This is a genomic window from Pseudoalteromonas sp. N1230-9 (genome assembly GCF_032716425.1).
GTDB lineage: Bacteria > Pseudomonadota > Gammaproteobacteria > Enterobacterales > Alteromonadaceae > Pseudoalteromonas.
The window spans coordinates 1,060,578-1,080,068 of the sequence record NZ_CP090419.1 but is presented as its reverse complement, the minus strand read 5'-3'; the positions used below and the strand labels follow the sequence as shown (position 1 = coordinate 1,080,068).

General features: G+C 39.4%; 22 protein-coding genes. 13 read left to right on the top strand and 9 right to left on the bottom strand.

Annotated features, from left to right (window positions below):
• Window positions 1–17 precede the first annotated feature (17 nt).
• The gene (locus LY624_RS05090) at window positions 18–1,385 is read right to left on the bottom strand and encodes an alkaline phosphatase PhoX (protein WP_341804025.1); all 1,368 of its coding nucleotides are present in this window, start codon (window positions 1,383–1,385) and stop codon (window positions 18–20) included.
• A 155-nt stretch (window positions 1,386–1,540) separates the two neighbouring features.
• Window positions 1,541–2,359 carry a MipA/OmpV family protein gene (locus tag LY624_RS05085; protein ID WP_341804024.1) on the bottom strand — a complete coding sequence of 273 codons (819 nt, stop codon included), beginning with the start codon at window positions 2,357–2,359 and terminating at the stop codon, window positions 1,541–1,543.
• 133 nt (window positions 2,360–2,492) lie between these two features.
• Between LY624_RS05085 and LY624_RS05080 the strand changes: the two genes are divergently transcribed.
• Both LY624_RS05080 and LY624_RS05075 read left to right on the top strand, forming a co-directional pair.
• Complete coding sequence (locus LY624_RS05080; protein WP_341804023.1) at window positions 2,493–3,659, top strand: sensor histidine kinase; 1,167 nt, start codon at window positions 2,493–2,495, stop codon at window positions 3,657–3,659.
• Between the two features lie 4 nt (window positions 3,660–3,663).
• A complete protein-coding gene (locus tag LY624_RS05075) occupies window positions 3,664–4,299 on the top strand; it encodes a response regulator (protein WP_130151156.1) in 636 nt (211 codons plus the stop codon).
• Between the two features lie 12 nt (window positions 4,300–4,311).
• Here LY624_RS05075 and LY624_RS05070 read toward each other — a convergent pair whose 3' ends face one another.
• Together LY624_RS05070 and LY624_RS05065 are read right to left on the bottom strand one after the other, a co-directional pair.
• Window positions 4,312–5,478, bottom strand: coding sequence for a GGDEF domain-containing protein (locus LY624_RS05070; protein WP_341804022.1), 1,167 nt, complete (start codon window positions 5,476–5,478; stop codon window positions 4,312–4,314).
• A gap of 292 nt (window positions 5,479–5,770) precedes the next feature.
• The gene (locus tag LY624_RS05065) at window positions 5,771–6,220 is read right to left on the bottom strand and encodes an Lrp/AsnC family transcriptional regulator (RefSeq protein WP_341804021.1); all 450 of its coding nucleotides are present in this window, start codon (window positions 6,218–6,220) and stop codon (window positions 5,771–5,773) included.
• Between the two features lie 99 nt (window positions 6,221–6,319).
• Here LY624_RS05065 and LY624_RS05060 point away from each other — a divergent pair, with 99 nt between their 5' ends.
• The 4 genes from LY624_RS05060 (at window position 6,320) to dps (ending at window position 9,479) form a co-directional block, all read left to right on the top strand.
• Window positions 6,320–6,910 carry a LysE family translocator gene (locus tag LY624_RS05060; protein WP_237119539.1) on the top strand — a complete coding sequence of 197 codons (591 nt, stop codon included), beginning with the start codon at window positions 6,320–6,322 and terminating at the stop codon, window positions 6,908–6,910.
• Window positions 6,911–7,013: 103 nt separating this feature from the next.
• Entirely contained in the window at window positions 7,014–8,150 is a 1,137-nt protein-coding gene (locus LY624_RS05055; protein WP_341804020.1) for a GGDEF domain-containing protein, read from the top strand.
• A 139-nt stretch (window positions 8,151–8,289) separates the two neighbouring features.
• Window positions 8,290–8,709, top strand: coding sequence for a CBS domain-containing protein (locus LY624_RS05050; protein ID WP_130151151.1), 420 nt, complete (start codon window positions 8,290–8,292; stop codon window positions 8,707–8,709).
• A gap of 251 nt (window positions 8,710–8,960) precedes the next feature.
• Complete coding sequence (dps, locus tag LY624_RS05045) at window positions 8,961–9,479, top strand: DNA starvation/stationary phase protection protein Dps (protein WP_062570417.1); 519 nt, start codon at window positions 8,961–8,963, stop codon at window positions 9,477–9,479.
• Window positions 9,480–9,531: 52 nt separating this feature from the next.
• Here the strand turns inward: dps and corA are convergent, their stop codons facing one another.
• A complete protein-coding gene (gene corA / locus LY624_RS05040; RefSeq protein ID WP_130151150.1) occupies window positions 9,532–10,488 on the bottom strand; it encodes a magnesium/cobalt transporter CorA in 957 nt (318 codons plus the stop codon).
• 233 nt (window positions 10,489–10,721) lie between these two features.
• Between corA and LY624_RS05035 the strand changes: the two genes are divergently transcribed.
• The 5 genes from LY624_RS05035 to azu are packed head-to-tail and all read left to right on the top strand — an operon-like array spanning window position 10,722 to window position 14,573.
• A complete protein-coding gene (locus LY624_RS05035) occupies window positions 10,722–11,531 on the top strand; it encodes a heme/hemin ABC transporter substrate-binding protein (RefSeq protein WP_341804019.1) in 810 nt (269 codons plus the stop codon).
• Window positions 11,528–12,586 carry a FecCD family ABC transporter permease gene (locus LY624_RS05030; protein WP_341804018.1) on the top strand — a complete coding sequence of 353 codons (1,059 nt, stop codon included), beginning with the start codon at window positions 11,528–11,530 and terminating at the stop codon, window positions 12,584–12,586. Before LY624_RS05035 ends, LY624_RS05030 begins: the two co-directional genes overlap by 4 nt.
• Window positions 12,579–13,367 (top strand): heme ABC transporter ATP-binding protein, encoded by a 789-nt coding sequence (locus LY624_RS05025; RefSeq protein ID WP_341804017.1) that lies wholly within the window; start codon window positions 12,579–12,581, stop codon window positions 13,365–13,367. The genes LY624_RS05030 and LY624_RS05025 overlap by 8 nt, the downstream gene beginning before the upstream one ends.
• Complete coding sequence (locus LY624_RS05020) at window positions 13,364–14,086, top strand: HugZ family pyridoxamine 5'-phosphate oxidase (protein ID WP_341804016.1); 723 nt, start codon at window positions 13,364–13,366, stop codon at window positions 14,084–14,086. The genes LY624_RS05025 and LY624_RS05020 overlap by 4 nt, the downstream gene beginning before the upstream one ends.
• A 37-nt stretch (window positions 14,087–14,123) precedes the next feature.
• A complete protein-coding gene (gene azu, locus LY624_RS05015) occupies window positions 14,124–14,573 on the top strand; it encodes an azurin (RefSeq protein ID WP_130151145.1) in 450 nt (149 codons plus the stop codon).
• Window positions 14,574–14,621: 48 nt separating this feature from the next.
• Here azu and LY624_RS05010 read toward each other — a convergent pair whose 3' ends face one another.
• Both LY624_RS05010 and LY624_RS05005 read right to left on the bottom strand, forming a co-directional pair.
• Window positions 14,622–15,236: a hypothetical protein gene (locus tag LY624_RS05010; protein WP_130151144.1), complete on the bottom strand. Its 615-nt coding sequence runs from the start codon at window positions 15,234–15,236 to the stop codon at window positions 14,622–14,624.
• An 8-nt stretch (window positions 15,237–15,244) separates the two neighbouring features.
• Window positions 15,245–15,481 carry a helix-turn-helix domain-containing protein gene (locus LY624_RS05005; protein ID WP_237119548.1) on the bottom strand — a complete coding sequence of 79 codons (237 nt, stop codon included), beginning with the start codon at window positions 15,479–15,481 and terminating at the stop codon, window positions 15,245–15,247.
• 197 nt (window positions 15,482–15,678) lie between these two features.
• On the opposite strand from LY624_RS05005, the gene LY624_RS05000 reads away from it, so the two are divergent.
• Both LY624_RS05000 and LY624_RS04995 read left to right on the top strand, forming a co-directional pair.
• Window positions 15,679–16,323, top strand: coding sequence for a tellurite resistance TerB family protein (locus LY624_RS05000; RefSeq protein ID WP_341804015.1), 645 nt, complete (start codon window positions 15,679–15,681; stop codon window positions 16,321–16,323).
• 162 nt (window positions 16,324–16,485) lie between these two features.
• Window positions 16,486–18,774: a TonB-dependent receptor gene (locus LY624_RS04995; RefSeq protein WP_341804014.1), complete on the top strand. Its 2,289-nt coding sequence runs from the start codon at window positions 16,486–16,488 to the stop codon at window positions 18,772–18,774.
• Between the two features lie 66 nt (window positions 18,775–18,840).
• Here the strand turns inward: LY624_RS04995 and LY624_RS04990 are convergent, their stop codons facing one another.
• Window positions 18,841–19,074, bottom strand: a complete 234-nt coding sequence (locus tag LY624_RS04990) for a hypothetical protein (protein WP_130151140.1) — start codon at window positions 19,072–19,074, stop codon at window positions 18,841–18,843.
• Window positions 19,075–19,167: 93 nt separating this feature from the next.
• Window positions 19,168–19,443 (bottom strand): hypothetical protein, encoded by a 276-nt coding sequence (locus LY624_RS04985; RefSeq protein ID WP_341804013.1) that lies wholly within the window; start codon window positions 19,441–19,443, stop codon window positions 19,168–19,170.
• Between the last annotated feature and the right edge of the window lie 48 nt (window positions 19,444–19,491).

Sequence of the window (19,491 nt, the reverse complement as noted above, 5' to 3'; positions counted from 1 at the left end):
CTATGAGAGCGAATAACTTAAGCACTAAATTGATGCCAAGGACCTCTAATAGCCAATGTTTTTGCTGGAGAGTAAACATTCACAAACAAAGTGCTACCATCAGGTGAAAAACAGGCACCTGCCAGCTCAGTTTGCGCAACTAAACGAGCAAAATTATAAACTTGGCCCTGTGGTGTTACACCACGCAAGTGATTATCAACTACATCGGTATATTGGTCTTCACACACAATTAAATGGCCATTAGGTGACACGGTTAGGTTATCGCCAAAGTTATAAAGGGTTTTGCTGCTACTTTCGACAAACAAGGAGATTTTACCAGGTTGCTCAGCTTCTTTATCCGTGCCTTCAAACGCTGATGGCTGATATTTCATAACCTGACCCAGTTGTTTTTTACCGCCGTTGGTACAACAAAAATACAGTTCTTTATCACCCCAATGAATACCTTCACCACGGGCAAATAATGCTGCTCCTTGTTTATATCCACGCAGGCGTAAGTCGTCTTTTGGGCTTTCAGGGTTATCTAGATTTACCCACTCAACCTCAAATTCTTGATGTAACCCCATGGTTTTTTTATTCCAGTTACGGCTATCGAATTGTGGCTTACCTTTTACCACCATAGCTTGTAATTGCCCGCCTTTATGCAGCTTGCCATATTCATTAGGAATAAAACGATAAAAAACACTGTCGCCTTTGTCTTCCGTTAAATAAACAATGCCCGTACGCGGGTCAACCGCTGCAGCTTCATGGTTGAATCGCCCCATTGCTGTTAATGGCTCTGGTTTAATTAGGCCTTTACTATTTGCTGGCACTTCAAAAATATAACCATGATCTTGATTGAATCCATCGGCTTTTGTATCGGTAGTTTCTTCACAAGTTAGCCATGTTCCCCAAGGGGTAATCCCCCCTGAACAATTACGAATAGTCCCTACTAACGACAAATACTCTTGCTCTTTTTGATGTGTTTTTAAGTTATAAATGATGTGGCTAGTTCCACCTGGTAATGCAACACCGTCACTGTTGGTATCGAATGCGAGGGGGGTTTTATGGTTTGCAATACTCGCTTCAGCTTTTGCTAAATCTTTTGGCTTGAGTTCATGGTTACGCACTAAAGCAACGTGATCATTACCAAGTGCGATACAGCCCATACCATCGGCTTTATCAGGGACCGTAAATCCATCAGACATTTTTTCACCAAGCCTAGAAATAACTTGATAACTAAACCCAGCTGGTAGATCTAACAATTTATTAGGATCTGAAAGTAATGGGCCAAAACCACTTATTGATGTTTTAAGATCACTTAATGAAACATTTCCCATGGCACTTTTAGACAATCCTAAAAAAGCTAAAGTACCCGCCCCGACTAAAAATTCTCGACGTGAAACCATGCTAACTCCAAGCTGAAAGCAGCTTTATCATACAAATAAAAAAGCATTATAAAGCAATAAACCACCAAAAAGTTACATTATCACAATATTCACGAAAATGTCATAAATCACTGTTGTAGTTACTCTTTAGTTGTGATCAAGATTCATTTTCTTTTTTACTTCTCAAAACGATAATTTACAAAAACGGCCAACTGCTGCTTAGCACTGTCTCCTACTAACGGGCTTTTTTTGATTGTTGAGTCTAACGTTTCAATACGGTAAGTCGCTTGGATGGACCAATGTTCGTTAAAAATATAAGCAAGATTCAACGCAGTAAATGGATTAATAGCAGAGCGAGTTTGATAAGCATATCGACCGTATTCTGGGGCAATGTTCTTCTCAGAGATGCCATAGAGATATTGGGTGTACTTTTCATCTTGCCAGTAGAGACCAAGATCAGCACTGAGCTGTAAACCCAAACCTTTACCATAAATAGGTAGGTGATACCTCGCAAGTAAGGTAAGTCCTTCTGAGTGGTTAGAAATATCTTGCGCTAAACGTAAAAACAGCTGTTTATACTGTAACTGAGTTCTAAAAGTAAGCTCCCCTTTACCATCTTTATAATTTGTAAATACCTCGTCGTCTGACAACTCATCACTAAAAATTAAGCTACTATCGTAGGTCTCATCACGAAAACTTAGCCCCATGGTGGCTTCAAATTCTGCTCCATATAAAAAAGCATATTGCACGAGGCCGTATTTAGGACCAATACGCCACGCACCTTTACGCACATTAAAATATGGAAGCGACATCGCTTGTATATCGTAACCATGCCAAGGAGTATCGATTGCAAGCTGCCCAGCCCCCACATCCATTTGCCATTTATCTGTTTGCTCTTTTGCTTGAGCACCGTTGATAAATAATGATGCAAAGCAATAAGCAAGGATGAACGGATAAGAAAATAAACTATTTCGCAGAATTTCATGTTTGGTCATGATAATGTCCCTATATTGATGTTTAATAACAATATAACGCTCATCTGATGGGCAAACATGCTGCAAATGTCACAAGTTTAAACGTGACATTTGTCATATACATAAACAGATAAATGCGGATTAAAATAAAGACATGAACAAATTTTTACGTCTTTTTGTACAGCGCAGCGACTTTCTGCTTTCAGCAGTCACTTGGCTATTTGTATTTATTTACACCTCGCATGCATGGTCACTCAACAGGCAAACATTAACACTCGATTACACACCAATGCATGTTGCAATAGTCAGCTGTTTATTTATTAGCTTTTTCGCATTTTTAATTTACTTTGAGTTTTTTAGGCGTCGTTTGAAAAGTTATCAAACAGTTATTTTAAACGTCACTATCATCAATGTATTACTACTAATGTGGCTATTTAATATTGGCTTTGTGGCAATTTTATTGATCATTTTCTTAGTCAAATTCAGTGATTACGAACCAAGAAAATCAGTACTTTACCTCCTTATATGCTTGCCCTTTTTTATGGCATTGGTTCTTCATTATGGTTTCGAAAAAGAGTTTGTTTTGTTAAATGGTCTGGCATTTACCTTGTACAATAGCTTTGCATATCGTTTTGCAACACGGCTTATTTCTGAACGTAAAGCGAAAGAGCAAGCTGCGCATTTGTTACGCGAATTAAAAGCAACTCAATCACTTTTAAACGACACTGCAACTCGCGATGAGCGTATTCGCATAGCCCGTGATTTACATGACACGCTTGGCCATCATTTAACAGGGCTGAGCATTCATTTAGAAGTAGCTAGTCACTGCGCAAGTGCTCAAGCACCTAAGCATGTTGCTAAAGCCCAGCAGATAACGCGCTTATTACTCAGTGACGTGCGTGATTCAGTGTCATCAATGCGTGAAAACCAAACTATCGACTTATACGCATCATTGAACTCTTTATGCAGTGATGTCGCAGGCTTAAATGTCACACTTGAATATGATCCGGCAATCAAAATCAGTGATGCACTCTTAGCGCAAACCTTATTTCATGCAATTCAAGAAGCAATAACAAATACCATAAAGCACAGTGATGCCGATGAGCTTAACATTACTTTACGGCTCGAAAATCAAACGGTGCAATTGCATATAAAAGATAATGGCAATAAAAGCGCTGAACTTAATTTAGGTAATGGTTTAAAAGGCATGCAAGAGCGATTGGCTTTAGTGAAAGGAGCCATTGAGTTCAAGCACAGTGATAACGGCTTTGCGATTGATGCAACCCTACCCCATAAACTTAATCCACATACATTGGCGTAACATTATGATTAATGTGCTATTGGTTGATGACCAAACTTTACTAAGAGAAGGGCTCAAAAGCTTATTAGCCTTAAAAGACAACATTCATGTTGTCGCTGAAGCAGATAATGGTCGTTCCGCTTTGACTGTACTTAATCAATGCGCTGTGGACGTTGTGCTTTTAGATATTCGCATGCCTATTTTGGATGGTATTGGCGTGCTCAAAACAATGCAGAAACAGGGATTAACTCAACCCGTATTAGTGCTTACAACTTTCGATGATAGTGAGCAAGTACTTGAATGTATTCGCTATGGTGCAAAAGGTTATGCATTAAAGGATATTAATTTAGAACGACTAGTGTCTGCCATCGAAACACTGGCTAGTGGCGGCTCTGCACTTTCACCAGCAATTACGCAGAGAATACTTAACAACCCAATTAAGTCTCACAGTGAGCCAACCTTATTACCTGATAAGTTAAGTAAAAGTGAGCTTAGGGTACTTAATTTAATTGCTGCGGGCTACTCAAATTCAGAAATAGCCCAAGCATTATATAAATCAGAAGGTACAATACGTAATCAAGTATCGTTTATCTTACGAAAGCTAGATGTGCGCGATAGAACACGAGCCGCTCTGAAGGCTATTGATTTAGGCTTAATCTAGACCAAGCTAGTGCTAAGCTTCGGCTAAATCACCATAACTAGTGACTAAATTACGGCCATCATGTTTAGAGCGATAAAGGGCATCATCCGCACGCTTTAAAACATCTTCCCAAGAGGTTTCTTGATTTTTTGATATTGCAACACCCGCACTAATGGTTAAATGCACTGCTTCACCTTCAATATACAAGGGTGTTCTCGCGACTTTTTTACGAATACGCTGTGCAAGTAATTCGACATCTTGAGGCTTTAAGTGACTGACTAAAACAGCAAACTCTTCACCACCTAAACGAAAATTATGGTCATATCCTCTTAACTGCTGCTTTGCAATCTTAGTTACATGTTTCAAGGCTTTATCACCTTGTATATGACCAAATCTATCATTCACTGATTTAAAGAAATCAATATCAAACACGATAAATGCAAGGCGAAAATTATTTCTGGAACAACGTTTAATTTCATTACTAGCAACCTTTTCGAGTGCTTTTCGGTTATACCACCCCGTTAAATGGTCAGTAAAAGAATACTCTCTAAGGGCTAGCTCTTTTCGCCATGTTACGACCACTGAAAAGGAAATGGTTAATAAAAATACAAATGCGATAACAGCTAAACTGCCAACATCTAATAATAGGCCTTTATCTAACCACGGATAATTCTCTACACCTGCTAATAAAAAATAACCACGTATTAAAAGTTGAGCAGCGAATATAAATAAAATGCCTATTAATAAATAATACCCTCTGCCAACTTCTTCTTTACGGTGTTTCCAAAGTGCCATAGTTGCTGAAATATCAAGTGCTGCAACCACCGGATACAAGGCTACAATTCTTAACTCGACAGACTCAACCATTGGAGGTAGCAGATTAAGTAAGTAAATACCCACAAACACTATAGCAACTAATAACCAAGTAGAGCGGCCATACAAACAACGTGATACACCACTAAATAAGGCGGCATGCGCGCCAAGGTAACAAGCATTAGCAAACGAGGGGTGAAAAATCCAAGAAAGGGAAACTTGCGTCGCTACAATTCCGACTAAGTTAGAGACAAAAAATAGGACTCCACATACAAGCCAATCAAGCAAGTATTTTTCATTACGACTAACGATGAAAAGCGCAGCCATTGTAAGCATCATAATAAAGCTAACCAAGGCTGTGCAAATGAGCAATGTGTGAAGATCCATTCTTATTATTGTCCCTGCATGTGAAATTTTAGGCGTGGATAATAAACCAACAAAAATTATTAGTCCAACAGCCTGCATCAGAACATAAGCACTATAAATATTATTATATTTAACGGTATACGTCTTTTATCGGGACATTCTGTCAATACAAGAATTAACTTTGGCTTAACAGAGGTAATGTTATTATTTGTATTTTTGTTATTTATATTAATTTGAGATTCATTTTTTATTAATAAGATATTAAGTAGTATAAAACTACTTAATATCTTTATTGAGTAACCATTTTATCCTTTCAGGCTCGCTCATCCTTTGGGGAGTCCATAACGACATGTGAAGTAATTGTCCTTACCTGAGGTATTGAGCCCAATATATCAGCGTGAAATGATTTATACGCTTTAAGATCGACTGTTTCGACTCTTAGCAAGTATTCGTACGAGCCTGTCACATTATGGCACTCTTTAACCTCAGCTATAAACTCAAGGGCTTGCTCAAATGCTAGCTGTGATCGTGTTGAGTGTTCATTCAAACCAACCCCCACATAGGCTATAAACCCTAGACCCACTGCTTGGTTATTAATCACTGCCCGATAACCAGAAATAACACCAGAGCGTTCAAGTTCCTGCACTCTGCGCAGGCAGGCTGATGGTGATAATCCAACTTTCTCTGCAAGTTCAGCATTAGCAATTCGGCCATTGCGCCTTAGCTCATGCAATATTCTCTCATTTATACTATCTCTTTTCATTTATTGTTGCTCTATGCTATCCATATAAACAATATTAAGCGACAAAATTGCATCATCCTCAAGCTATAATTGCATTTCTAAAAATATGGAGAAGTGATAATGACTTTTGAGATCCTTACTGCACTAGCGCTATTTGCCTTAGTTTCATCAATTACACCAGGTCCTAATAATTTGATGTTAATGAGCTCAGGCGCGAATTTTGGTTTTCGTAGAACAATGCCACACTTACTTGGCGTAACACTTGGATTCATGTTAATGCTAATACTTGTTGGACTAGGTGTTATGCAAGTGTTTGACTTATTTCCATCAAGCTACCTCATTCTCAAAGTATTTTGTGTTGCTTACCTGTTCTATCTTGCGTTTAAGATTGCCACCAGCAATGGGCAACAAGCCTCTAACCACAACAGTGATCCTTTTACTTTTACCCAAGCTGCATTATTCCAATGGGTTAATCCAAAAGCGTGGGCAATGGCACTAAGTGCTATTGGTCTTTACGCACCTGATAAAAATCTACTCTCTGTTTTTATTGTTAGTATCGTTTTCGGAGTCGTTAACTTACCATGCGTATGCTCTTGGACTTTGCTCGGACAAAAACTTCAGCACTATCTTGGGAACCCGATACGCTTAAAAGTATTTAATTATATTATGGCAGGGCTATTAATCGTTTCTGTATTGTTTAGCTTATTTTGAACTTGTCGCAGCACAAAAGGCGAACGCCACAACAGAGTAGATTTTAGTGTAAAAATCTTTCTATGCTAAGCTTTTAACTATTGCTCGTTTTTCTATGTGAGTTATGGCTATTAACCTTGACAGTTATTTTTATCACGGCTTCTTTGTTTTTTTGCTGATCACTGTAATAACCTGTTCGGTCATTGCTACTCGGCTCATGATTAGCCGTTTTAAAAGTAAGTCAATTGTCTTCTTTAACTTCTTTTTCTATCTAGGCGTTATTGGCTTTGCTTGGCTGTGGATACAAAATATTTTCGGACTTCCCAGTGATTTTCGGCCCAGTGTTATTATTTATATCCTATCAATGGTACTACTTCAGCTCTCGATTTATAACCACGATGAAAAGTGCCGCTTTAATAGGTTAATGATTGGCCACGGTGCTATTTTTTCAGTTTTCGTATTATTTACAAACGATATCAACCAACTTGCTTTAGTTGAGGCATGCTTTACGCTAACTGTGTTACCTGCCCTTATTTACTTTACTTTTACCCGGGCACTACACAAGAGCAATATAGGCAATACAGTACTTTTGGCAGCGCAATGTATTTTACTTTTAGTGCCTATTACTCAGTTAACTATTATCACTCATTCACATAACCTACTGACACTTTACTCATTAACAGTGATTGCTCATGCCACAGTGTTTGTCATGACAGGGCTTGGGCTTATCACTACTCTGCTAATCGATGAAAAACGACGCTACGCTGAACTATCACTCAAGGATCCTCTAACCAATTTATACAATCGTCGAGGTCTTCAGTATATTTTGGAAAAACGGCAGTTATTGACTAATCAGCATGCGGCTTTTCTTTATGCAAGCGCTTTAGACATCGACTTTTTTAAAAGTATAAATGATAATTACGGGCATGAAGCAGGAGACTTAGTACTAGAAGTATTTGCCGAACTTTTGCAACATCATCTACACCAAGAAGATCTTTGCTGCCGCTTAGGGGGCGAGGAATTTCTCATTCTCAGTATTGAAAAATCCCCAGATCAAGCCTACCAAAAGCTTGAAGAGCTTCGCCAAACTATCGAATCAAGTCAAATTGAATATAAGGGACAAATCATTTCACTCACAGCCAGTTTTGGCCTAACTCATTGGCAACAAGCTGATACATTTGACGACTTAATTAACCGAGCAGATAAAGCCCTCTATTCGGCTAAAAACAATGGCCGTAACCGAATTGAAACCATACTTTAATCATTTGCACAGTTTAACTTTAATTCCTTATCATTAAAAAATTTAAGTAATTAATCATAAACTTTGATCTAGGTGAAGTGCACCCAATCATATTCAGACTACACTGATACCAACGTGATTAAATTACTAGGACTTTACCATGACACACCTTGTTTCAGACCTGATGACGCCCGATCCGCTGGCGATCACCGCAGAAAACTCATTGCATGATGCTCATAACTTAATGAAAGAAAAAAACATTCGACACATTCCTGTCATTAATGAGCATGGTGGTTTAGTTGGCATGCTGACACAAAAGATCATGATCGCTCAAGTTATGAGTATTATGGCTAACTTCAGTGCCAGTGCACTTGAACGCAAAGAAAAGCAAACTAAAGTGCAAGATATTATGGCCACTGATTTCACAAGTATTTCACCTAATCAACCACTACACGAAGTAGCTAAGTTTTTTGTTGAAAATCGTCACGGCTGTATGCCCGTTGTCGATGATGATAATAACTTAGTTGGCATTTTAACCTCTTCTGACTTTGTTCGTTTAGCAGCGGCCCTGCTTTCTTAGCGATTTCTGTTCCTCGCTTCTGCACACTGAATTTTTTACATAGAGTGTGCAGACTTTTCATATTCATTCAGTATCATGTTGGGCGCCATCAAAGCAAAAATAAAAGCAAACCATTTAAAAACAAAAACTTAAAATCATTTAAGATATCGGCATAACGATTGCTTCTACTCTAATAACTTCGCTTTTTAAGTAACGACTAAGTAACTTAAAAGCTTTATGGAAATACAATTTTAGAGAATCTCGGAGGAGTAATGAGTAATACATCATCAAAAGTCGCTGAATTCACGGCCCCAGGCGTTAATAACGAATCAGCAGCCGATACAATTGCTATTTTAGACAAGCGCATGGTCGCTTTAATCGATTTACATCTTACTCTTAAGCATATCCACTGGAATGTTGTAGGTCCAAATTTTATCGGCGTGCATGAAATGCTTGATCCACAAGTGAGTGCCGTTCAAGAAATGACCGACACTATTGCCGAGCGCATTGCAACTATGGGCGGTGTTCCGGTTGGCACACCACAGTCAATTGTTGATCGCCGCGAGTGGAAAGATTATTCGCTAGGCAAAGGGCTGGTGTCTGATCACTTAACTGCTCTTGATAAAGTTTATAACGGCGTTAATAAAGATCACCGCAAGGCGCTTGAGCAACTTGCTGAATTAGACCCTGTTTCTGAAGATATGATCACAGGTCAACTTGCAGAGCTTGAACAGTTCCAATGGTTTGTTCGTGCACATATCGAATCATCTACAGGCGAATTAAAAGGTTAACACTTCTTTCCGAAGACCCCTTGCCCAGCTAGCGCTGGGCTTTTTTATGCCCTTACAGCCAACCTTTATGTTTAAAAAATAAATAAGGCGCGAAGCCGGACAGTAGCATAATGGCAATAGCAAACGGGTAGCCCCAAGCCCACTCAAGCTCTGGCATGCTATTAAAATTCATACCATAAATACTCGCAACAACTGTGGGAGGTAAAAAAACCACCGACGCAATCGAGAAAGTTTTAATGATTTGGTTTTGCTCAATATTAATAAAACCCTGGGTTGAATCCATCAAGAAATTAACTTTATCAAACAAAAAAGTACAGTGAGACATCAGGGTATCGATATCAAGTACAATCTCGCGAAGTGACTCACGATCTTCTGTGGGTGCGCCAAGGTAACGTAGTAAAAACGAAATATTGCGACGGGTATCCATTAAACATAAACGTACTTTACCGTTGTTGTCCTCAAGCCGTGCAATTCGACTTACTGCTTGTTCTAAGTCTGAATCATCTTCTTCAAGTACATAGGCACTGAGGTTTTCTAATTGATGATGCATGTCTTCAAGCATATCCGCATGATTTTCGACCTTTTGATCGAATAAAGTCACCAGTAATTGTTTAGGGTTATCACATGCCACTTGCCCTTTACGAGCACGAAGTCTTAATAAACGAAAATCAGCTAATTCATCATCACGAATCGTCAATAAACAATTATCTTGTAATAAACACGCAACTGTCACCGTATTAAAACGTCCTTCATTTGGCGACATAAACAGAGCATGTACATGAAGCCCTTCATGATCAATAAAGCAACGCGACGATGCTTCGATTTCTTCAACATCATCAGCCGCAGGCAAAGTAATGTTTAAGGTACTAGCAAGGGCGCGACGCTCTTCGTCTGTTGGGTCAATCGTATCAATCCAATGGGCATTTTTAATGGATGTGGCCAATGGCGTGTCGGGGGCAGGTTCTATTTGTGTTATTACGCCTTGGTTGATTGAAAAAAATCTTAACATATGCCCCACTCTTTTTTACCCACGTGACAAAATAGTACCAGTAACTATCACGCTAAATACACTGGTTTTTCAAATAAATTTCTGGGCGCAACACAATAAATTAGCCATAAGAGCAAAGCGTAATCTTGCTAATCATTTTTAAAAGTAAAAACACAAAATCCAATTAGTTATGATAATTATTTTCATTTGCGAATGAATGTATATAATGAAACAAACAAAATTGGAGTTCGCGTATGAAATACCTAAGTGTCGTGTTATTACTACTTTCTCAAACTGTGTTTGCCGAGCAACGTATTGTCAGCGCAGGTGGCACGTTAACTGAGATTATTTATGCACTAGAAAAACAACAAAGCTTAGTCGGAGTTGACCAGTCTAGTGTGTATCCTGAAGCAGCAGCTGAACTACCCCAAGTCGGTTATTACAGGGATCTAGCCGCTGAAGGCGTCCTTTCACTTAAACCTACTGCTGTATTTGCATTAGAAGGTGCAGGCCGCCCTGAAGTTTTAGAGCAAATTGCATCAACAGGTGTTAATTTACGCGTGTACAAAAAACCAGACACCGTGGATGACCTTCAACACTTGATTACTACATTAGGTAATCACCTAAACGCTAGCAAAAAAGCCCAAGCTTTAAACCAAAAAATTCAACAAACCTTACCTAAAAAAGCGGTAAAAACTGAGCTCAAAGCGCTTTTTCTTTTATCTGCGAATGACCGTGGGTTAGTCGCTGCTGGTACTGATACAGTACCAAACATGCTCTTTGATTATGCAGGCATTAAAAACTTGGCTAAAACACATCGCGGCTTTAAACCATTAAACAGCGAAATTCTCGCAATTAATCAGCCTGATTTTATTGTTGCTCCTGCACACGTAGTCTATTCACTTGGTGGCAAAGAAGCATTTTGTAAACAACCGAGTTTAACGCTATTAAAAGCAGCGCAAGGTTGTCAGTTGTTAGTGATGGACAGCTTATTATCATTAGGTTTAACACCACGCATTGCACAGGCCATTAATCAAGTAAGCAATTATAAAAATAACCTATGAGTACATTCGCTTCGATAACCTTGCAGATGACTGCTCGGTTTTTTCCTAATAAGTGGATTATTGCATGCGTGTTATGTATTGCTGTTTTATCTCTAATAAGCATAGGCTTTGGCCCTGCTGGCTGGGATTGGCAATTAGCAATCGCATGGCTTGCACCTGAGTACTTTACCCAGTTTGATGCATTACAAATTAACGTGGTAACACAAATACGCCTGCCACGTTTCATGCTTGCTGTAATGATAGGTTTAGTCTTAGCGCAAACAGGCACAGCAACACAAGCTCTGTGCCGTAACCCCCTTGCTGATCCGTCAATTATCGGCATTAGCTCAGGAGCTGCAGTTGTTGCTGTTGCATTTATTGCGTTAGGTACTCAATTTGATTTTCAAGCTAATAAATACTTACCCTATGCAGCATTTATTGGCGCATTCGTTGTCACCCTATTTGTTTACTTAGTTGCTAAGCAAGCAGGCCAAGTAAATGTAACAACATTGATTTTAGTTGGCGTTGCAATTAATGCTTTAGCCTTTGCACTCATTGGTTTATTGAGTTTTTATGCCGACGATAGTGCTTTAAGACTAATCAACTATTGGACTATGGGCTCGTTAGGTGGTGCAAACTGGGCCAATCTAAGCCAAGCAATGCCTTTATTATTGATAAGTGCTATCGGTCTTTGGTACTTAAAAGAACCCATGAATTGTTTATTACTTGGCGAATCACAAGCACAGTATTTGGGGATCAATACGCACACGCTTAAATTCCAAATCATTATCTTAGTTGCCCTTGGTGTTGGCGCAAGTGTTGCTCTAACCGGTTTAATTGGCTTTGTAGGTTTAGTCGTACCCCATATTGCAAGACTCATGGTTGGCCCGCATTTACGAATAATGATGCCCTTATCTATGCTGCTCGGGATTATTGTTTTACTGCTCTCTGATTGGCTTGCACGTACGCTCGTTATGCCAGCGGAGCTGCCCATTGGTATTATCACAGCCCTGCTTGGTGCACCTTTATTTATCTACCTCATCCTTAAAAGTAAACACGGAGGCCTAGGTGCTTAGTTTTAGAAATCTTAATGTCAGCTACGGCAAAACACGCATCTTGCAAAATATCACCGGCGAGGTAAAGGTAGGTCAATGTGTTGGTTTGATAGGCGAAAACGGCGCCGGTAAATCAACTCTTATACATACTCTCGCAGGAACTATCCCCTATCAAGGAGATGTGACATTACACAGTCAACCTTTAGCGCACTATAGTCAAATAGAATTGGCACATAAACGCGCTGTTGTCATGCAGTCTCAGCAATTGGGTTTTGCTTTTACAGTACAAGAACTGGTTGCAATGGGTCGTTATTCATACAAAGAGTCAGCTAAACAAAGTGCCAAAAAAGTAGCTCAATATATCGACTTTATGGAACTTAGTCATTTGAAGGAACGTCGTACAACTGCGCTATCAGGTGGAGAACTACAACGGGTCAGTATGGCCCGTTGTTTAGCGCAACTTGATGCTTTTAGTGATAATAGCGAGCCTAAGCTGATGCTTCTTGATGAGCCAACATCTGCCCTTGATATGCGCCATCAACATACTCTGCTGAGTTGCGTAAAGCACTTCGTAGACATGGGAAATGCAGCTATCATCGCGATTCATGACCTAAACTTAGCCGGCCTGTATACCAGCGACATTATCATGTTGCATCAAAAACAGATTTTAGCATCCGGTGCTACACCCGATGTCCTTACAGAACAAAATTTAAATCATATTTATGCCATGCCATTGCATGTTAAGCCTCATCCATTGCATGACGCCCCTATGATCTATTCTCAACGTCAGGAGTTTTTATGAGAACACAAGCAGTCCATCATGCCAAACAATTGGTATATAAAAAAAATAGCGGTGTTATGTCGACCCTTTCATATAATTTACGTGGTTATCCATTTGGTTCTGTCACGCCTTATATGTGTGATGAGCAAGGCAAACTTTATTTTTTTATTAGCGATATTGCACAACACACCAAAAACCTAACTCACGACAAGCGCATGAGCCTCACCGTTTTTGATGCTGCCGATACAGGGGATCAAAACGAACATGGCCGAGTAACAATTGTGGGTGACGGCTCTAAAGTACCTCAAGCACTCGCTGATGAATTGCTGAATAAATACATTGCCCTTTACCCTGAAGCTGATACATACCGTAGTGCCCATGACTTTAATTTATGGCAACTTGAGCCTGTGCGTATTCGCTATATTGGTGGATTTGGCAAAATTTTCTGGATAGAAAAAGACGAATGGCAATCAGCGAAAAAAGTGTGGGATAACACCCAAGAACAACAGATGATCGATCATATGAACGAAGATCATCAAGACGCTATGGGATTGATCTTAAAACACCATTACAAGGTAGATGCCCATGCACCTGTCATGAATGGCTTATTACCACAAGGCTGTTATATCAGAAGCCACAAGAGAAACTACTACATTCCTTTTAGTGAGGAATGTGATAGCCCACAAGCAGTACGTGTTGCACTTGTTCAGCTTACTAAAGAAGCAAGAAGTACTGTTTAACCTTTCTAATGCGAACTATAAACCCAAGGAGAAATTCATGAAGATCACACAACTAACCATAGGCTCACTTTTATTCGTATTGGCTGCATCAGCAAATGCCAACGAGTGTGAATTAACAATTGAGTCAAATGATATGATGCAATTTTCAACTAAGTCATTATCAGCCCCAAAAAGCTGTGAAGAGGTCACTGTAACGTTAAAGCACACAGGAACACTTCCTGCCAATGCGATGGGTCATAATTGGGTGTTATCGAAACAAGCTAATATTCCTGATATTGCCAGTGACGGTATGAGTGCAGGGCTTGATAAAAACTACCTTAAACCGGGTGATGAGCGTGTTCTCGCTGCTACCAAAATCATCGGTGGAGGTGAACAAACAAGTGTCACATTTAAAACAAGCCTATTAAAAGAAGGTGAAAGCTATGCATTCTTCTGCTCATACCCTGGTCACTACGCAATAATGCAAGGAACATTCTCGCTCAGCTAAAAATGCCTATGCTACTGGTATGTTCCAGTAGCATAACCTTATTAGTTGTTACACAACCTCGACTAACTCTGGTTTTTTTATAAAGAAGATCATTAAAACAATTAACGCAACAGGGAATAAAACTAGGTTCATATATGCAAATATCACGGTAAGTTGGAAAATACACATAATCAATAAAAGTACTGAAAAAACCGTCAATAAAGTGGGCGTACCATGACGTTTTGTTAATAATAAAGCTGCGGTTATTAACCCAACTAAAGCATACAACCCAAGACTGCCAGCGGATACTATCATGGCGATACCTGCCACCGTTTCAGCAGTAGCAGCCGAAACAGTTTCACTACTCACAGCAAGGAAAACATCACACAAAACTGTTGCATGAAACGATAAAACCAATACAGCTAATATACATAACATAATACGTACAATTTCGACATCAAACATATCTTTAAGTGCTTTACGTAAGCTTAGATACACATATATTTCTAACGCACCTAGTAGCACAAATACAGCATCAGAGAAGCTCAAGCTTTGTAGATCAAGCTTCAGTGCTTCACCTAATCCTTCGAGTGTGTTGCCAAAAATTGAAATCCAATACATAGGAAATATAACAGCTAACACCCCCGCCGCTATTCCTGGTAGTAAAAAATCACGATTAAGCATTTGCGCTCCTAAATTCTGCTTTCTTTATCATCTTCGTCGCTATCCTTTTGGTACTCTAAAATATCGCCTGGTTGGCAATTTAATGCCTCACAAATGGCCGCAAGTGTACTAAAGCGAATAGCCTTCACTTTTGAGTTTTTGAGCAAAGAGAGGTTGGTCATAGAAATACCAATACGTTGCGACAACTCTTTGAGCTGCATTTTGTTCTTTGCTAATTCAACATCTAAATTAATACGTATTTTCATAGTTCAAAAACTACACAACCAGTTTATGACTGTCAAACTATATTTTATGATTATCATAAAATAAAGAATGTTTAACATTGTTTTTTATTAACTTAAGAAGTCAAAAAAATACGAGCTATCATGCTTTGTAACATTAAACATATTTAATTTTGTTTCTAAAAACTCTACTCTGAGCAGTAGATGATAAGGAGACAACAATGAAAGACTTGCAAAAACTGGTAGGTAACTTAAACAAATCTGGTGCGCTGAGTGGCTTGCTAGGTGGTGTGGCTGGTAGTGGACTTACAAGCATGATGGGAGGAAAAAGCAAGAAAACAGGTAAAAAGGCTATAAAATATGGCGCGCTTGCTGCCATTGGTGGCCTAGCTTGGAAAGCATATAAACAATATTCAGAGCAAAAACCAACAACAGCTAAACCCACCTCCTCGCGCACTTTTGACTTTACTCCAGCAGTAATGCCAGAGCATTCATTTAATGAAGTCATTGATGATAACCACACCGACGGGCAACTCTTATTAATGCGAGCAATGATCGCTGCCGCCTATGCAGATGGGCATATCGATGACACAGAGAGACAAAAGATTTTTGCACAAGTCGATACCCTAGAACTGAGTGCACAAGAAAAAGCGATGTTGTTCGATGAACTAAGAAAACCCATGCAATTATCAGAACTTGTTAATGCTGTACCCAACGCTCAAATGGGCATTGAAGTGTACGTTGCAAGCGCTAGTGCCATTGACTTAAATCAGAGTATCTCTAAACATTATTTAGAAGCGTTAGCAAATCAATTATGTATTCCAAATGAACTGGTTGATAACATCCACCAACAACTCCCTCAGTAATGCTTTAAAAATCTACCGTGCTCCCTAATTAGTGGAGCACGCTAACCTGTCCTAAAGTAAAACATTTTTAAGTAAAGCTAGATTAAATAGTGAATCTATCATTTGAACCTCATTCAGATACAAAGTAAAATCGATATACTATAACATATCAAAGAGTGAATAATGAGACTCAAATCCCCTATCCTCTGCATAGGATTATCGACCCCGCTGTATGCACAAGACATTGAACACATTGAACACATTGAACACATTGAAGTAAATAGCTATGTAAAAGACTACTCTCCCGTGAGTCAAATTGTTGTGGGCAAATCGGTTCTATCTGGCGAGCTATTAGCGCAACAAAAAGCATCGACCTTAGGTGATACCCTATCGCAAACTCCAAGTGTAAGTAGCAGTTTTTTTGGATCTTCTGCGGGTCGACCGCAAATTAGGGGGCAAGGTGGGCAACGCGTGTTAATCACAAGCAATGGTATGCCAATTCGTGATATGTCAGCGATCAGCGATGATCAACTCATTCCCATAGAACCCTTTTTTGCTGAGTCTATTACTGTTCTAAAAGGGGCACGTGCAACAATTCCTTTTGGCGGTGAAGCTATGGCGGGTCTTGTTGATGTTAATGATGGTCGCATACCTTTACAACAAGAAGCCGAAAAAGAAGACAAAGTAGAAATTCAAACGGGTTATAATGCTGCAACCTCTTTACTTAGTACGCTAGGTGGTCAGCAAAATGACTTTGCGTATAACGTAAACCTGCTCTACCGAGAACACAGTGACTATAAAATTCCTAATACAGCAAAGGCTGCTGATTGCTCCAACTGGGGGAAACTAGTTTTAAATAGCCAACTGACGAGCCAATGTCAGGTTTCTCTCGCAAGACCCACTTGGGAACATGACGGCACCAAATTTGTTGATGTGACACCCATTGATGAGCAAATTATTACTCACCAGCTTGCCAACTCCGCAAACAAAGTGGTCAATTCAAGTTATTACCAAACCAATTTAACGTTTGGGGGGAGTCAACGTTTTGAACATGAGCAGCTTTTCGGTTTATCTGTAAATTATAATGCCGCCAACCGTGCAATACCTGGGTTTATTCACCCGATACGCGAACGAGAACACTCACATGACACACAACAGAGTAACCAGTCAGGAAATATTCGAATTTACTCATCGCAATATCGAATTGATGCGCTTTACCAAAAACAATTTTCAGCTAATTTATACTTGAACCAGTTTAATGTAAAAGCAGCCTACTCAAAACAATCAGATGACGAAAACCTTGATCACCGTAGAGTAAATAAATTCATTTTGAAAAACTGGCAAATTAGCCCAACTTTAAACTACCAATTCAGTGAACAATTCACCGGTACATTTGGCCTGTTTATAGACCAAAGTGAAAAGCAAGGCAGTGGTAACAATAACTATTTGCCAGATATTAAAGCCAAACGCGAAGCTGCCTATATGATGCAAAACGCAGCGTTTGGACCTCTTTCACTTCAACTTGGCGCACGCTACGAAGAAGTAAAGTACACACCCACTATAAATAGTCACTATCAACCAGGCCGAGGCCTTGGAGCACTGGTTCAAAATAATAAATATGACCTATTCAACCACTCGGTTTCTTTAAATTGGGACATCACCTCATTTTGGTATATTGCTGCAAGCCTCACTCACGCTGAGCGTGCACCTGGCATGAATGAGCTTTATGCAAGCAATCCTCACTACGCACTTTTAATTGAAGAGCAAGGCAACTCAAATCTCAAAAAAGAGAGCAATAAAGCAGAAGAGTTTGGCACAGGTTTGCAATTTAAAAATCTAAGTATTACCGCCAATTGGTACGAAAATAACTACGATAACTATATTTATCTTGGCAGCACAGGCGTCAACAGAGGAGGTGTTTATGTCAAAGAGTGGCGTCAAGCGGATACACTCAATAAAGGCTTTGAGGTTGAGCTTAATTACACACTCAATACGCAAAACATAGGCGATTTTAGCTTTAGCGCTTATGTAGATGAAACAAAAAACACCCCAGTCTATCAATTTGATGGAAGCTATAACCCCTTCACTCCTGAGGCCTTTTTTAATCCAGACGAAGCGCAAATGGCTGAGTACTTTCGTCGTCGACTCGAAGGAGACAGTATTCCTCGCACGCCAGCCGACAGCTATGGGGCAGCAGTGCATTGGCAATTTGAAAGTTTTAAGGCGTCAGTTGATTACCAACACAACAAAGCGCAACAACAACTTGCAAAGTTTGAACACGCATCACCAAGTTACTATAGCTTAGGCGCTAATTTTAGTTATAGTCGTTCACTGTTTGGTTTTGAGAATGAATTTTTTATAAATATCAATAATCTTACAAACCAAGAAATTCGCCCTCACCAAAGTTATCTACGCTATCTAGCGCCACAACCAGGGCGGAGTATTGCTGTAGGTATACGCGCAAAGATATAAACAAAATGGCCGCACTTTTAATGAGTGCGGCCATTTTTTGTACTACAGAAGCGTTTAGTACTTGTACTAATTCATTCTTACTGTATTTGTACTGTTTCGCTGGATATCACGAATACCTTGTTTACTTTCCTTTTCCATCGCAGCAATTTGCTCAGGAGTACGGCATACACGTGTTGGTATGTTACTGCCTGTTGGTTTTTCCCTTTTACAAATTAAGCCATCATTGCTTGCTTGCTCGTCGCTTGAACTTGCACAGCCACTCATTAAAACGGCTAATAAAATAACACTTAAAAATTTCATAGACTTCCCTTTTTTATATTGATTCAGTGTTTATTAAGAACATACTATTATATCGCTAGCCTAAAATAAAATTTTTTAGGTACAAAATAGTACTTAATGTGGTTTTTTAGTGCCGTATCTCACCATATCTTTACCATTTTCATAAACGTCATTACTCACATAACGTCCCAATAAAAGCTGATGATTATCATCCAGCACAGCGACAAATGGACGACCATCACTGTTATTTGTAGCAAGCGCAACACCCGCAACACCCGCAACACCCGCAACACCCGCAACATTTTCTAGCCCCAAGCCACCATTTTCAACAAGGCGTAAAAACGTTTCTAATTCGTCTAAAGTTTCGATTACATCGTTATCGTTAATCATCTTAAATACTCAGTGATTGCTAATCGGCCTAGCATAACAGGATTGAAA